The following is a 14,373-nucleotide window of genomic DNA, read 5'->3' on the forward strand; positions in this document are numbered from 1 at the left end:
ACTACGAAGGCCACGCCGTCTGAGACGGTGAGCAACGGAGGCGTGCGATGCCGTCGAACGTGCCGAGCTTCGGTGAACTGCTTGGCCAATGCCGCACGTCCGCAGTGCACTTGGAGCTACGCGACTCGTACGTTCCCACGGAACGGTTCGACGCGTGGCGCCGCGGCGAGCGTGTCGACTGGGCCGACCGGCGGTCGTGGTGGCACCCGTACGACCAGTTGATCGCCGACACCGTGGCCCGAGGCGTCACGATCCGTCGGGCCCGGATCATCTCCGAACCGGTGAGCGAGTACATCCGGTGGGAGCACTACGTGACACACGCCAACGTGACGGCCGGTGAGCAAGTGCGCTGGCTCCCCCATAGGTTGGCCAACGGAATCGCGCTCCCGGGGAACGACTTCTGGGCGTTCGACGGCACCTTGCTCCGGGTGCACCACTTCTCGGGGGACGGCGCCGTGGTCGAGGACGAGATCACCGAAGACCCGGCGACGGTCGCACTCTGTGTCACGGCGTTCGAGACGGTGTGGGAACGGGCCGTCCCGCATGAGGGCTACAAGATCTGACCGGTGGCGCCGGCGATCAGGCTGCGTAAGCCTCGGTGCGAGCGTCCGCGTCGGGGCCCGCGAGCCAGACGAGGCGGGCGGACAGGTCTTCGGCCCGGCCGAAGAACCGTACGACGTTTTCGGCGGCGGTCAGTTGCCAACGCCGGTGTCCCTCCGCCGAGATGACCTCGGCGGCGCCGTCGGCGTGCGCGAGTCCCCACGCGACGACGACAGCGTCGGCGTCCTCCGTACCGACGCGGTACTCCTCCACGACGGCGAAGAGGCGCGGCGCGGTGTCACGTACGAGTTCGTACACCTCCCGCGCGAAGTCGAACGGCTCCGGGGCAGGGCAGTGCGGCGATACGGTCGTCATGGATTTCCCCTGTCGGCGAGAGGGTGACGCCTGCCCGGCTGGTGTGGTTGGGCATGGCGAGTAAGGCGCCGTGAGGCGCGGCCAGTTGAAGTGGCGTGCTTCACACCGTAGCCGTGGACGCTATGATTCATCTACTAATTTGGAACAGAACATCCATATGGGTGAGGTGTAAGAATGTCACCGAATGCGCTACCAGCCACGGTGCGGCAGCGGCGGCTGGGTAACGAGCTGCGCAGACTCCGCCAGCAGGCAGACCTCACCACCGCTCAGGCCGGGGTGCTCGACGGTTCATCCCAACCCCGCATCAGCAGCATCGAGTCGGGTCGGTACGCGGTGGGCGCCGACCGCGTACGCGCTCTGGCGCGTAGCTACAGCTGTACGGACGAGGCGTACATCGAAGCGCTCACGGAGATGACAGGTGGGCGGACGCGCGGCTGGTGGGACGAGTACCGCGACATGCTGCCGCCGGACACGATCGACCTGGCGGAACTGGAGTACCACGCGACGTCGATGTACTCCTCGTCGGTGGTCCATCTGCCGGGGCTGCTCCAGACCAGAGCGCATGCTCACGCGGTCATCGGCGATGTCGTGCCCTCCTTCGCCCCGCACGAGGTGGAGCACCGCGTCTCCTACCGGATCAAACGGCAGGTGGTGTTGTACGGGGAGAATCCGACGCCCCTGACAGCGATCCTTCATGAGGCCGCTTTGCGCATGGGCTTCGGTGGCCCGGAGGTAGCTCGCGCGCAGTTGAAACATCTGCTCGACCTGAGCGACTTCGAGCACGTCACCATCCTGGTGATTCCCTTCGGCGCCGGCACGTTCCCCAGCGCCGGGACCGGTATCTACTACATGGCTGGCGCCGTCCCCGCCTTGGACACAGTCCAACTCGACACCGATCACGGGGCAGCGTTCCTTGATACGCGGCCGCATCTGGAGAAGTACCGGACGGTTCTGGACCGTATGGAGAGCTGTAGCCTCGAACCATCGAAGTCCCGGGATCTGATCCGCCAGGTCGCATCAGAGTTGTGAGAAGGGGAACGCGCATGGCCGCCCTCCACTGGCAGAAGTCAACGTTCAGCGGCGAGGCGAACGGCTGCGTGTACCTCGCTACGGCTGACGACGGCACCATCAAGCTCCGAGAGAGCGACGACCCCGACGTCATCGTCACCACCACCCCCGAAAAGCTCCGCGCCTTCATCCTCGGTGTCAAAGCGGGCGAGTTCGATCACTTCGCCGACGCGGGCACCGACACCGCCACGACCTAGTTTTCTCCGGCGAACCGCGATCGCAAGCAATGCGCGAAACCCAGAGAAACTTTCTTCCTCGCCGGCCGGTGGCGTCCCTACGCTGCAGACAGGACGACGCATCAGACCGCGTCCGTCCAACACTGCCTGAGGGGAGCCGTCATGGCCGGAAAGCACGAATCGCCGCCGCCGTCCGAGCCGCCGAAGGGTGCGCCCGGTGACGCCGACGGGAAGTCGGACACCTCGGGGGCGGGGACTCGGGGACACACCGCAAGTGACCGCACCCGACCCCGAGTTGGCCCACCGGAGATTCATCGGGCTGCTCGCGGAGCGAGGCGCGTTCAGTGCGGAGTGGACGCGCCCTGTCTTCGAGCGGGTCCCGCGCTACGCGTTCGCGCCGGACACCGTCTACGTATGGCGGGAAGAGCACTGGCGTCCGGTCCGCAGGCAGGATGATCCGGGGAAGTGACCCAGGTCGATGACGGCAAGCCCTTGGACGACGGGAGCGGGTTCACTCCCACCAGCTCTATCAGTTGCGTTGCCGCCGTCATCAACATGGTCACTTCCCTGGCCCCCGAACCCGGTGACAGAACTCTGGAGATCGGAACGGGGTCCGGCTACAACGCAGCGATTCTGGCCGAGCGTGTGGGAGCGCGGAATGTCGTCACCTTGGAAATTGACCAGCTCCTGGCCGACGGGGCCCGATCGCGGCTGGCCAGCGTCGGGTACGAGGCATCGGTGGTCCTCGGGGACGGAGAGCGGGGCTACGCCGAGCGCGCACCGTACGCGCGGTTGATCTCCACCGCTTCCGTGAGGCGTGTTCCGCAGGAGTGGCTGCACCAGGTGGCACCCGGTGGCGAGGTTGTCACCCCATGGCTCCCGAACGACCGGGCTCTCGGGCTCGTCTGGCTCCGGGTGCGAGAGCCGGGTGTGGCCGGAGGTTGGTTTCACGGCGCGGAGACGTTCATGCCCGTACGCGGCCAGCGGAGGGAACGGGCGGACCTGGCCGCGCTGTGGAGCGCGACCAGGGACATGGCGGCCGAGACGGAGGAGCGGTACGACCTGGACGATGTCGACGTGCACGGGGAGTTCGCCCTGGCGGTGCTCATGGCCGGTGTTACGGCCTACCGGCAGGAGGGCGGCTGGTTCTTCCTCGCCGAGGACCGAACGTCATGGGCGCGGCTCGCCGGCCGGACCGCCGAGCGGTTCGGCGACCGTGACCTGCTGGGGGAGGCCGTCATCGCACTCGACTGGTGGAGGTCTCACGGCCGCCCGAAACTGTACGACTTCGGTATGACGGTCACGCCGGACGACCATCGCGTCTGGCTGGGCGAAACGGCCAACGAGGTCTCCGTGTTCCAGAGCTAGAGGTGTTGTTCGCACCGCGCCATCGGAGTCGTCCGGTGGCTTTCGAGGAGGGAATCGCATGCGCGCTCGTTTTCTCGGCAAGGACCTTGAGTCCCAGTCAGGCAGCTCGCCCACGCTGTACGCGACCGACCGCGCCGACCGTGCGACGTACATCGCGCAGGGGTGGATCGTCACCGATCCTCAGACGCTCGCCGACATCGGCCCCGTACCCCAGGGTGAGACGATCATCGAGATCCCCGAAGATGTCTTGAAGTACTACGCTCGCCGCTACCAGGAGGAGAGCTGAGCTTGATCACCGGCGACGAGTTCGGCCAGCTCTTCCGGACTTTCAAGCACACCGCCTTCCGTCTGGAAGTACGTGATCGCTACGACTCGTCCGTCGAGAACGCGGCTCTCGCCAAGTTCCTCGCGGGTGAAGAAGATGATCTCCCTTGGCTTCAAGACTGGTTGGCCGTGATCCGTGAGGCCACCCTGCTCGGGCGCCGCTTCGCACGCGTGCGGGTCGTCAGTACGCCGCTCACCGACTACAGCCGCTTCGGTGTCTGGTGCGCGCAGTTCACGAACGGGGCCGGCGAGGACATTCGCTATCTGGAACGAGAGAGGGCAGGCGCGCTGGGGCTGCCCTCTCACGACTACTGGCTGTTCGACTCGTCGGTGCTCGTCCGCATGCACTTCAACGACGGTGACGAGTTTCTCGGCGGGGAACTGGTGGACGACCCCGCCACTGTCGTCCAGCACAACTACTGGCGCGACCGAGCATGGCACTACGCCGTGAGACGGGACGACTTTGCGACCGAGTAGGACATCGGGCGCGGCTCACCTACACAAGGCACGCGAAGCGCTCGGACGGCGGCTCCGCGAGTTGCGGAAAGATGCCGGGTCACCGGGCAGGAAGGGGAAACTGACTCGCTGCTCGCCGCCCTGCGCACTCTTGAGGTCCAACAGGCTGACTGGCGGCGGCAGTTCCGAGGTGGGCTCAAGGCGCACCAGGACCAGCTGGGGGCGCACGAGTCGGGGGCCGGGCTCATCCGGGCTTTCGAGGCCACCGTCATCCCCGGACTGCTGCAAACTCCCGAGTACGCACGCGGCCGACTCGCCCAAGGTGTGCAACTCTTCGGCTCGCCCGACGACATTGACGAGGCCGTACGGGCCAGGCTCCGGCGCCAGGAGATCCTCTACAAGCGCGACAAGAGGTTCCACTTCGTACTGACCGAAGCGGCCCTGCGATTCCGGCTCTGCCCGCCGGAGGCCATGCTCGGGCAGCTGGACCGTCTGATCGCGCTGTCGGCGCTGCCGAACGTCAGACTCGGCATCATCGGCTTCGACACTCCGTACGGTGTCGCGCCCTGGCATGGCTTCTGGATTCTCGACCGCGAGCGCGTGGTAGTGGAGACCTACTCTGCCGAGTTGAACCTCGCGCAGCCGAAGGAAGTAGCTCTGTACGAAGGTGTCTTTGACAGTCTGGCCACGGTCGCCTCGTACGGCCGGGCGGCTCGCGCCGTGATCACCCGGGTGATCGACGATCTCGCGACCGACGCCGCCGAGTAGGCACCGCATCAGGCCGGTTACTGTCACCTCCATGTCCGACTTGCCCAGCCCCGCTCCCGACCTCTTCACCTGGGAGTTCGCCACCGATCCCTACCCCGCCTACGCCTGGCTCCGCGAGCACGCGCCCGTGCGGTGGACGCGGCTGCCCAGTGGGGTCGACGCGTGGCTGGTGACGCGGTACGCGGATGCCAAGAAGGCTCTGGCCGATGCTCGGCTGTCCAAGAATCCCGTGCATCACGCCGAGTCGCCGCACGCCAAGGGGAAGACCGGCATCCCGGGGGAGCGCGGTGCGGAGTTGATGACGCATCTGCTGAACATCGATCCGCCCGATCACACCCGTCTGCGGCGGCTGGTTTCGCAGGCGTTCACTCCCCGGCGCGTGGCCGAATTCGCACCCCGGGTACAGGAGTTGACCGACGGGCTGATCGACTCATTCGCGTCGAAGGGGGAGGCCGACCTGATCCATGACTTCGCCTTCCCGCTCCCCATCTACGCGATCTGCGATCTGCTCGGCGTCCCGCGCGAGGACCAGGACGACTTCCGCGACTGGGCCGGGATGATGATCCGGCACGGCGGCGGGCCACGGGGCGGGGTCGCGCGGTCCGTCAAGAAGATGCGGGGGTATCTCGCCGAGCTCATCCACCGTAAGCGGGACGACCCCGGAGACGACCTGATCTCCGGCTTGATCCGGGCCGGCGACCACGGCGAGCACCTCACCGAGAACGAGGCCGCCGCGATGGCGTTCATCCTTCTCTTCGCGGGGTTCGAGACAACCGTGAATCTCATCGGGAATGGCGTGTACTCGCTGCTTCGTCATCCCGATCAGCGCGAGCGCCTTCAACGCTCCCTCCGCGCAGGCGAGAAGGAACTCCTCGCGACCGGCGTCGAGGAACTGCTCCGCTACGACGGTCCGGTGGAGCTCGCCACCTGGCGCTACGCCACCGAACCCGTCGAACTCGGCGGGCAGCGCGTCGCGGTCGGTGACCCCGTCCTCGTCGTACTCGCCGCCGCCGACCGGGACCCGGCGCGGTTCGCCGACCCGGACCGGCTCGATCTGGCGCGGAGTGACAACAAACACCTCGGATACGGCCACGGCATCCACTACTGCCTCGGCGCGCCCCTCGCCCGGCTTGAGGGGCAGACCGCGCTCGCCACCCTTCTGACCCGCCTGCCCGACTTGCGGCTAGCGGTCGAACCGTCCGATTTGAGGTGGCGTGGGGGGCTCATCATGCGTGGACTGCGTACGCTCCCGGTGCAGTTCACAGCGGTGAGTGACTGACGGATCGTCAACACTGTGACTTTCACGTGATCTACGCTGCATCGACTTGTGACAGACGTTCGAGTACGGCTACGTTCACGATCGTCCCGGCAGTCACGCGCCGGGGTTCACGTCCCAGCAGTCTCACGGAAGGCAACCGCATGCGCTCCGGGAACGGCCGGCACCGTCGGCCCCGTCAGGCCCCCGCCCTTGTCGTCGCGGCAGGGGTGACAGGCTCGGCGATCGCCATCCCGCTGCTCGGCGCGACCGGCGCCAGTGCGGCGGACGCCTCGACCTGGGACCGCGTCGCCGAGTGCGAGAGCGGCGGCATGTGGAGCGCCGACCTCGGCAACGGCTACTACGGCGGCCTCCAGATCTCCCAGGAGACCTGGGCCGACTTCGGCGGTACGGCGTACGCCCCCACCGCCGACCAGGCCAGCCGCAGCCAGCAGATAGCCGTCGCCGAGAAGATCCTCGAAGCGCAGGGGCCGAGCGCGTGGCCGACCTGCGCGCTGGTCACCGGGCTCACGGCGGAGCCGGGCACGGACGCGGGCGCCGACGGTGAAGCGGACAAGGCTCAGGGCAACGGTTCCTCCGGCGAGTCCACCCAGCAGCAGGAGACCTCCCCGGAGCCCGAGCCGAGCGAGACGGCCGAGCTGCCTCCCGCTCCCGAGTCGACCCCGTCGTCCGGGCAGTTCGGCCGCGACTCCGCGTCCGAGGCCGAGGAGCAGGGCGCCGAGCCGAGCTCGGAGCCCAGCACCGCCGACGCGGGGAAGGGCAAGCACCGCGGCGAGGCGGCCCCCGAGGCGGGCAAGCCCGCCGGGGAGGCCGAAGCCGGCGAGGAAGGCAAGACGGACGAAGAGCGCGAAAGCGGCCGTCATGCCTCACGGGGTGACAGTTCGACACGCGCCGACGACGTCGCGGACGGCTCGTACACCGTCCGTGCGGGCGACAATCTGTGGGCCATCGCCGACGAGGCGAAGGTGGAGGGTGGCTGGGCCGCGCTCTACCAGGCGAACCGCGAGGTCGTGGGCTCCGACGCGGACCTCATCCTGCCGGGCCAGAAGCTCGATCTGACCGCGAATCAGGGGTAGTTAAGCGGGCTATGTCCGCATCTGGGCAAGTGAGACAAGCGTCTCTTCGCCCCAACTGATGCGGTCTGCCCGGCAACTCGCCCCCTTTCCGTTCCGACCTGCGTAAACAGAGGTTTCCTCGGGGCGGGATGGGCGAATCATCCCGGATGTTCCTTCTTTGAACATCCGGGATGTCTGTGTTTACGGTCTGAACCGCTCGCACCGCGGGCACCGTCGACCGTCACGCCGAGTCCTGCCGTCGGTCGGGGGGAGTACTCGTCGCTTCACGCGCCGAAGGCAGGAGCGGGGGACCCAGGTAAGTGCCGGCCAATACGGCCGGCTCGGGGTGCAGCCGTGTGCGAGGGGACGTACAGACGTTCCCGGGTCGCACGGCCGGGCAACTCACTTGGCCCGAACCCGACAGCTCACCTCGCAGGCGTCGGTGAGGAGATCTCGCATGCTGTTTTCCAGCGCGTCCGGCAAGGGCAAGCACCGTCGTCCCTCCAAGACCGTCCGTTACGCCACGCTCGCCGGCATCACCGGTGCCGCCGTCGCGGTCCCGCTGATCGGCGCCACCGCCGCCTCCGCGGCCACCACCTCCGAGTGGGACGCCGTCGCCCAGTGCGAGTCCGGCGGCAACTGGTCGATCAACACCGGCAACGGCTACTTCGGCGGGCTTCAGTTCTCCGCCTCCACCTGGGCCGCGTACGGCGGCACCGCGTTCGCCTCCAGCGCCGACCAGGCCTCGAAGTCCCAGCAGATACAGATCGCCGAGAAGGTCCTGGCCGGCCAGGGCAAGGGTGCCTGGCCGAGCTGTGGCGTGGGTCTGTCCAACGCGTCGAACGACGCGGGCTCGGCCGACTCCGGCTCCGGGGACTCCGGTCAGCAGCAGGCCGCCCCCGAGCAGACCGAGCAGGCCCCCCAGGCCGCTCCGGAGAAGCGGTCCGCCCCGCGTGCGACGCAGGAGCAGCCCGCCTCGCGCACCGAGACGCGCGGCCCGGTCAAGAAGGGCGACGGCGAGTACAAGGTCAAGCCCGGCGACTCGCTCTCCAAGATCGCCGAGACCAAGAAGGTCGAAGGCGGCTGGAAGAAGCTCTTCAAGCTCAACAAGGACATCGTCGAGGACGCCGACGTGATCTTCCCGGGTCAGCAGCTCCACCTGAGCTGACCCTTTCCCCTTGAACCCCCGGCCCGGCGCGCCTCACTCCCCCCGGACGCGCCGGGCCGGGGGCTTCGGACGGCCTCCGGCCTTGGGCTTCGGAAGGGCTCGACCCAACCCTTGGACATTCGGGTCCGAACGGGCATCGCGGACTCTTTTCGTCCCAGCGGGCGGGCATCTGCCGACCGCCGACCGGGAGCCGGTTAGGCTCATGCCGCAAGGCCAACGCAAGGCCGACGAGGCCCGGCACCCATGAGGCCCTGCTCCACGCGTCACATCCCAGAAGGAGATGCTCGTGCCGTCCATCGACGTCGTCGTAGCCCGGGAAATCCTTGACTCCCGAGGCAACCCAACGGTCGAGGTCGAGGTCGGCCTCGACGACGGCAGCACCGGCCGTGCTGCTGTCCCCTCCGGTGCGTCCACCGGTGCGTTCGAGGCCCTTGAGCTCCGCGACGGTGACCAGAACCGCTACCAGGGCAAGGGCGTCGAGAAGGCCGTCCTCGCCGTCATCGAGCAGATCGGCCCGGAGCTCGTCGGCTACGACGCCACCGAGCAGCGCCTGATCGACCAGGCGATGTTCGACCTGGACGCCACCCCCGACAAGTCCTCGCTCGGCGCCAACGCCATCCTCGGTGTCTCCCTGGCCGTGGCGCACGCCGCCTCCGAGGCCTCGGACCTGCCGCTGTTCCGGTACCTCGGGGGCCCGAACGCGCACCTGCTGCCCGTTCCGATGATGAACATCCTCAACGGCGGGTCGCACGCCGACTCCAACGTGGACATCCAGGAGTTCATGATCGCGCCGATCGGCGCCGAGTCGTTCTCCGAGGCCCTGCGCTGGGGCGCGGAGGTCTACCACACGCTGAAGAAGGTCCTGAAGGAGAAGGGGCTCTCCACGGGCCTCGGCGACGAGGGCGGCTTCGCGCCGAACCTGGAGTCCAACCGCGCCGCGCTCGACCTCATCCTCGTGGCCATCAAGGAAGCCGGCTACGCCCCGGGCAAGGACATCGCGCTCGCACTCGACGTCGCGGCCTCCGAGTTCTACAAGGACGGCTCCTACGAGTTCGAGGGCAAGTCCCGCTCGGCCGCCGAGATGACCGAGTACTACGAGGAGCTCGTCGCCTCGTACCCGCTGGTCTCCATCGAGGACCCGCTCTTCGAGGACGACTGGGCCGGCTGGAAGGTCCTCAACGACAAGCTGGGCTCCAAGGTCCAGATCGTCGGCGACGACCTCTTCGTCACCAACCCCGAGCGCCTGGCCCGTGGCATCGAGGAGGGCTCGGCCAACGCCCTGCTCGTCAAGGTCAACCAGATCGGTTCGCTGACCGAGACCCTGGACGCCGTCGAGCTGGCGCAGCGCAGCGGCTTCAAGTGCATGATGTCGCACCGCTCCGGCGAGACCGAGGACGTCACGATCGCCGACCTCGCCGTCGCCACCAACTGCGGCCAGATCAAGACCGGCGCCCCGGCCCGCTCCGAGCGCGTCGCCAAGTACAACCAGCTCCTGCGCATCGAGGAGATCCTCGACGACGCGGCGGTGTACGCGGGCCGCAGCGCGTTCCCGCGTTTCAAGGACTGACCCCCGGGACCACCGGCCACCGGTCCGCCCGTCCTACGGCCGTCCCCGGCCACGGTCCCGTACCGTGTCCGGGGACGTACGCGCGTACAGAGGCAGTACGGCAGTACAGAGGAACGGGGTCCGCCGGGCCTCTGAGGGAGGCGGGACCATGGCCGCGAACCGGGACCGGTTCTCCACCGCGACCAAGATCAGGATTCTGGGCGAGCAGACCGCCGCCCGTGTCTACCGCTCGCAGACCCGCAGGCAGGCCCGCCGTTCCCGGCTCACCGGACGCGCCGCGTTCCTGGTTCTCGTGGTCTGCTCACTGATCGTGGCGCTCGCCTATCCGATGCGGCAGTACGTGTCCCAGCGCGGCGAGATCGCTGAGCAGGAGCAGCTGGCGCGCGAGGCCGCGAAGCGGGTCGAGGAGCTGCGGGACGAGAGGGCCCGCCTCCAGGACGACGCGTACGTCCAGCGGCTGGCGCGCGAGCATCTGCATTACGTGATGCCGGGGGAGACCGGCTACATCATGGCCGACCCCCGGGCGGCCGAGGAGCACCGACCCGACCAGGGCGCGGGCGACCGGCCCTGGTACTCCAACCTCATGGACGGCGTCGACAAGGCGGACCGGACGGACCGGTAGCGGCCCGGCCGCACAGACGGACATCGGCCGACAGGTATCGGCAGACAAGCATCGGCCGGCCGACAGACACCGACGGACAGACAGACATCAAGGAAACCGACGCAGGTATGCAAACGCCCCCTCCGCAGACCGAACGCACCGAACCCACCGAGGCGGACGTCGACGCGTTCAGGCAGCAGCTCGGCCGGCCCCCGCGCGGTCTGCGCGCCATCGCGCACCGCTGCCCCTGCGGTCAGCCCGACGTGGTGGAGACCGCCCCGCGGCTGCCGGACGGTACTCCGTTCCCGACGCTCTACTACCTGACCTGCCCGCGCGCGGCCTCGGCCATCGGCACGCTGGAGGCGAACGGTGTCATGAAGGAGATGACCGAACGCCTCGCCACCGACCCGGAGTTGGCCGCCGCGTACCGCAAGGCGCACGAGGACTACATCGCGCGCCGCGACGCCGTCGAGGTACTGGCGGGTTTCCCGAGCGCGGGCGGAATGCCGGACCGGGTGAAGTGTTTGCACGTGCTGGTCGGCCATTCGCTGGCGGCGGGTCCGGGGGTGAACCCGCTGGGGGACGAGGCGCTGGCGATGCTGCCCGAGTGGTGGCGCAAGGGCCCCTGTGTGATCCCGTTCACAAACGACGTCGGCAGCAAGTCGGCCACCAGGGCGGCCACCGAAGAGGACACCCGATGACCAGGGTCGCGGCCGTCGACTGCGGTACGAACTCCATCCGCCTCCTCGTCGCGGACGCCGACCCCGCCACCGGCGAACTCACCGACCTCGACCGCCGGATGACGATCGTGCGCCTCGGCCAGGACGTCGACCGGACGGGACGGCTCGCCCCCGACGCGCTGGAGCGCACCTTCGCGGCCTGCCGCGAGTACGCGGAGATCATCAAGAGCCACGGCGTGGACCGGATCCGCTTCGTGGCCACCTCCGCCTCCCGCGACGCCGAGAACCGCGACGACTTCGTACGCGGCATCCTCGACATCCTCGGAGTCGAACCCGAGGTGATCACCGGAGACCAGGAGGCGGAGTTCTCCTTCACGGGCGCCACCAAGGAGCTGACCGGCCGCACCGACCTGCACCGTCCCTACCTGGTCGTGGACATCGGAGGCGGCTCCACCGAGTTCGTCGTCGGGACCGACGGGGTCACGGCCGCGCGGTCGGTGGACATCGGCTGTGTACGGATGACGGAGCGGCACAGCCCGAGCAGCCCGGCGACCCTCGGCGAGATCACGGCCATACGCGGCGACATCGACGCCGCCCTCGACACGGTCGAGGAGAGCGTCCCGCTGGCCGAAGCCCGTACGCTCGTCGGCCTCGCCGGGTCCGTCACCACGGTCGCGGCGATCACGCTCGGCCTGACCGAGTACGACTGGCGGGCCATCCACCACTCCCGGATCCCCTTCGAGCGGGTCCAGGAGATCACCGGCATGCTGCTGTCGGCCACGCACGACGAGCGCGCGGCGATTCCCGTGATGCATCCCGGACGGGTCGACGTGATCGCGGCGGGTGCGCTGATCCTGCTCACGATCATGAAAAGGACCGGCGCGGAGGAGGTCGTCGTGAGCGAACACGACATCCTCGACGGCATCGCGTGGTCGCTCGCCTGAGCGGGTGACCGGGCCCGGGGCCGGACGTCCGGGCCCCCTTTACGGAGGTCTTACGGGGCCTCTGCAGCCCCTCTCGCGGCCACCCCGGAACGAAGTTCGTGAAGTTCTTCACAAGAGAAACCGCCGAGTTGGGCGCACATCACTCTCCGGGGAGACCCGACCCCCTCCCGACCCCCCTGTCCGGGCGGTCAACGGGCCGTTCCAGCGGCATTGCGGGGGTGTGAACCACCCGCTGGCTCGCCACCCGGAAACACCCCAAGGGGCAGCTCAGAAGGGGTGCGGAACGTCCCGTGAGACCGTGTGGCTCCGCTTCGGGCGGATGATGTCGATCATGGGGGCCGCGCAGTGTAGCAGAGATGGGGAAGGTGCTTGTGAAGGGGCTCACGAGCACCCCCTCCCAGGCAGGTGGATACTCGATGGCATGAGCACCACGGAGCGTCCCAGGATCCTTGTTGTAGGCGGAGGGTACGTAGGCCTGTACGCGGCTCGTCGCATTCTGAAGAAGATGCGCTACGGGGAGGCGACGGTCACGGTTGTCGACCCCCGCTCGTACATGACGTACCAGCCCTTCCTCCCCGAAGCCGCCGCCGGAAACATCTCGCCCCGGCACGTCGTCGTACCGCTGCGCCGCGTGCTGCCCAAGGCCGAGGTGCTCACCGGCCGGGTCACCACCATCGACCAGGACCGCAAGGTCGCCACCGTCTCGCCGCTCGTCGGTGAGGCCTACGAGCTTCCCTTCGACTATCTGATCGTCGCGCTCGGCGCCGTCTCCCGTACCTTCCCGATCCCCGGCCTCGCCGAGCAGGGCATCGGTATGAAGGGCATCGAGGAGGCGATCGGTCTCCGTAACCACGTGCTCGAACAGCTCGACAAGGCCGACTCCACGACCGACGAGGAAGTCCGCCGCAAGGCGCTGACCTTCGTCTTCGTCGGCGGTGGCTTCGCCGGTGCCGAGACCGTCGGTGAGGTCGAGGACCTGGCGCGCGACGCCGCGAAGTACTACACGAGCGTCAAGCGCGAGGACATGCGCTTCCTGCTGGTCGACGTCGCCGACAAGATCCTTCCCGAGGTCGGCCCGAAGCTGGGCAAGTGGGGCAAGGAGCACCTGGAGAGCCGGGGCGTCGAGATCTACCTCAAGACCGGTATGGACTCCTGCGTCGACGGTCACGTCGTGCTCGGCAACGGCCTTGAGGTCGACTCCAACACCATTGTGTGGACCGCCGGCGTCAAGCCCAACCCGGCGCTCGCCCGTTACGGTCTGCCGCTCGGCCCGCGCGGCCACGTCGACACCGACGCCAAGCTCCAGGTGCGCGGCACCAACCACATCTGGGCCGCCGGCGACAACGCCCAAGTCCCGGACCTGGCCGCCCGCCGGGCCGGTGTCGAGAACGCCTGGTGCCCGCCCAACGCCCAGCACGCGCTGCGTCAGTCGAAGGTCCTCGGCGACAACGTGATCTCCGGTCTGCGGGGCTTCCCGCAGAAGGAGTACAGCCACGCCAACAAGGGCGCGGTCGCCGGTCTCGGCATGCACAAGGGCGTCGCGATGGTCGTCATCGGCAAGATGAAGATCAAGTTCCGTGGCCGGCTGGCCTGGTACATGCACCGTGGCTACCACGGCATGGCGATGCCGACCTGGAACCGTAAGATCCGCGTCTTCGCCGACTGGACGCTCTCGGCGTTCCTCAAGCGCGAGGTCGTCTCCCTCGGTGCGATGGAGACGCCGCGCGAGGAGTTCTACGAGGCGGCCAAGCCCGCCCCCACGCGTCAGGCCGTCGCCCCGAAGCCGGAGTCCGAGCCGGAGCGTGCGCCGGGCTCGACCCCGGAGCCGGGGGCCACGAAGGCCAAGGCCGGCACCAGCGCGAAGGCCTCCTGACGACCGTGCGCCGGGGCGCGTAGCCGCCCGTAACGAGCCGAAAGGGCCGCCCGCCATCCGTGGTGCGGGCGGCCCTTTCGTGTGCGCCCGGCGCCGAAGGTGGGTACGACAAGGCACGCAAGGGTGCGCACCGG

General features: G+C 68.5%; 17 protein-coding genes and 1 riboswitch. Of the genes, 16 read left to right on the plus strand and 1 reads right to left on the minus strand.

Going from position 1 to position 14,373, the window contains the following annotated elements; translation table 11 throughout:
* Positions 1–47 precede the first annotated feature (47 nt).
* Complete coding sequence (locus tag ACFWV8_RS01880) at positions 48–563, plus strand: DUF6879 family protein (protein WP_384197063.1); 516 nt, start codon at positions 48–50, stop codon at positions 561–563.
* 16 nt (positions 564–579) lie between these two features.
* On the opposite strand, the gene ACFWV8_RS01885 is transcribed toward ACFWV8_RS01880, so the two are convergent.
* Positions 580–915, minus strand: a complete 336-nt coding sequence (locus ACFWV8_RS01885) for a hypothetical protein (RefSeq protein ID WP_384197065.1) — start codon at positions 913–915, stop codon at positions 580–582.
* A gap of 174 nt (positions 916–1,089) precedes the next feature.
* Between ACFWV8_RS01885 and ACFWV8_RS01890 the strand changes: the two genes are divergently transcribed.
* The 15 genes from ACFWV8_RS01890 to ACFWV8_RS01960 all read left to right on the plus strand — a co-directional run bounded on the left by ACFWV8_RS01890 (position 1,090) and on the right by ACFWV8_RS01960 (position 14,239).
* A complete protein-coding gene (locus ACFWV8_RS01890; RefSeq protein WP_384197067.1) occupies positions 1,090–1,944 on the plus strand; it encodes a helix-turn-helix domain-containing protein in 855 nt (284 codons plus the stop codon).
* A 14-nt stretch (positions 1,945–1,958) separates the two neighbouring features.
* Positions 1,959–2,180 carry a DUF397 domain-containing protein gene (locus ACFWV8_RS01895; protein WP_384197068.1) on the plus strand — a complete coding sequence of 74 codons (222 nt, stop codon included), beginning with the start codon at positions 1,959–1,961 and terminating at the stop codon, positions 2,178–2,180.
* A 253-nt stretch (positions 2,181–2,433) separates the two neighbouring features.
* Positions 2,434–2,628, plus strand: coding sequence for a hypothetical protein (locus tag ACFWV8_RS01900; RefSeq protein ID WP_384197069.1), 195 nt, complete (start codon positions 2,434–2,436; stop codon positions 2,626–2,628).
* Positions 2,625–3,527 carry an rRNA adenine N-6-methyltransferase family protein gene (locus ACFWV8_RS01905; protein ID WP_384197071.1) on the plus strand — a complete coding sequence of 301 codons (903 nt, stop codon included), beginning with the start codon at positions 2,625–2,627 and terminating at the stop codon, positions 3,525–3,527. Before ACFWV8_RS01900 ends, ACFWV8_RS01905 begins: the two co-directional genes overlap by 4 nt.
* A 58-nt stretch (positions 3,528–3,585) precedes the next feature.
* Positions 3,586–3,813 (plus strand): hypothetical protein, encoded by a 228-nt coding sequence (locus ACFWV8_RS01910; RefSeq protein WP_384197073.1) that lies wholly within the window; start codon positions 3,586–3,588, stop codon positions 3,811–3,813.
* A 2-nt stretch (positions 3,814–3,815) separates the two neighbouring features.
* Positions 3,816–4,328 (plus strand): DUF6879 family protein, encoded by a 513-nt coding sequence (locus tag ACFWV8_RS01915; RefSeq protein WP_384197074.1) that lies wholly within the window; start codon positions 3,816–3,818, stop codon positions 4,326–4,328.
* A gap of 195 nt (positions 4,329–4,523) precedes the next feature.
* Positions 4,524–5,075, plus strand: a complete 552-nt coding sequence (locus tag ACFWV8_RS01920) for a DUF5753 domain-containing protein (protein WP_384197207.1) — start codon at positions 4,524–4,526, stop codon at positions 5,073–5,075.
* A gap of 31 nt (positions 5,076–5,106) precedes the next feature.
* The gene (locus ACFWV8_RS01925; RefSeq protein WP_384197076.1) at positions 5,107–6,354 is read left to right on the plus strand and encodes a cytochrome P450; all 1,248 of its coding nucleotides are present in this window, start codon (positions 5,107–5,109) and stop codon (positions 6,352–6,354) included.
* A 140-nt stretch (positions 6,355–6,494) separates the two neighbouring features.
* On the plus strand, positions 6,495–7,427 hold the full coding sequence (locus tag ACFWV8_RS01930) for a transglycosylase family protein (RefSeq protein WP_384197078.1): 933 nt from the start codon (positions 6,495–6,497) through the stop codon (positions 7,425–7,427).
* A 258-nt stretch (positions 7,428–7,685) separates the two neighbouring features.
* Positions 7,686–7,860: riboswitch (cyclic di-AMP (ydaO/yuaA leader) on the plus strand.
* Between the two features lie 3 nt (positions 7,861–7,863).
* Positions 7,864–8,574, plus strand: coding sequence for a transglycosylase family protein (locus ACFWV8_RS01935; protein ID WP_384197080.1), 711 nt, complete (start codon positions 7,864–7,866; stop codon positions 8,572–8,574).
* A gap of 280 nt (positions 8,575–8,854) precedes the next feature.
* Complete coding sequence (gene eno / locus ACFWV8_RS01940) at positions 8,855–10,141, plus strand: phosphopyruvate hydratase (protein WP_189109532.1); 1,287 nt, start codon at positions 8,855–8,857, stop codon at positions 10,139–10,141.
* Between the two features lie 148 nt (positions 10,142–10,289).
* Entirely contained in the window at positions 10,290–10,763 is a 474-nt protein-coding gene (locus ACFWV8_RS01945; protein ID WP_384197082.1) for a septum formation initiator family protein, read from the plus strand.
* Between the two features lie 107 nt (positions 10,764–10,870).
* Positions 10,871–11,443 (plus strand): DUF501 domain-containing protein, encoded by a 573-nt coding sequence (locus ACFWV8_RS01950; RefSeq protein WP_384197083.1) that lies wholly within the window; start codon positions 10,871–10,873, stop codon positions 11,441–11,443.
* Positions 11,440–12,366 carry an exopolyphosphatase gene (locus ACFWV8_RS01955; RefSeq protein ID WP_384197085.1) on the plus strand — a complete coding sequence of 309 codons (927 nt, stop codon included), beginning with the start codon at positions 11,440–11,442 and terminating at the stop codon, positions 12,364–12,366. The genes ACFWV8_RS01950 and ACFWV8_RS01955 overlap by 4 nt, the downstream gene beginning before the upstream one ends.
* Positions 12,367–12,787: 421 nt before the next feature.
* On the plus strand, positions 12,788–14,239 hold the full coding sequence (locus ACFWV8_RS01960; protein WP_384197086.1) for an NAD(P)/FAD-dependent oxidoreductase: 1,452 nt from the start codon (positions 12,788–12,790) through the stop codon (positions 14,237–14,239).
* Positions 14,240–14,373 lie beyond the last annotated feature (134 nt).

It is taken from the genome of Streptomyces sp. NPDC058665 (assembly GCF_042714995.1).
Lineage (GTDB): Bacteria > Actinomycetota > Actinomycetes > Streptomycetales > Streptomycetaceae > Streptomyces.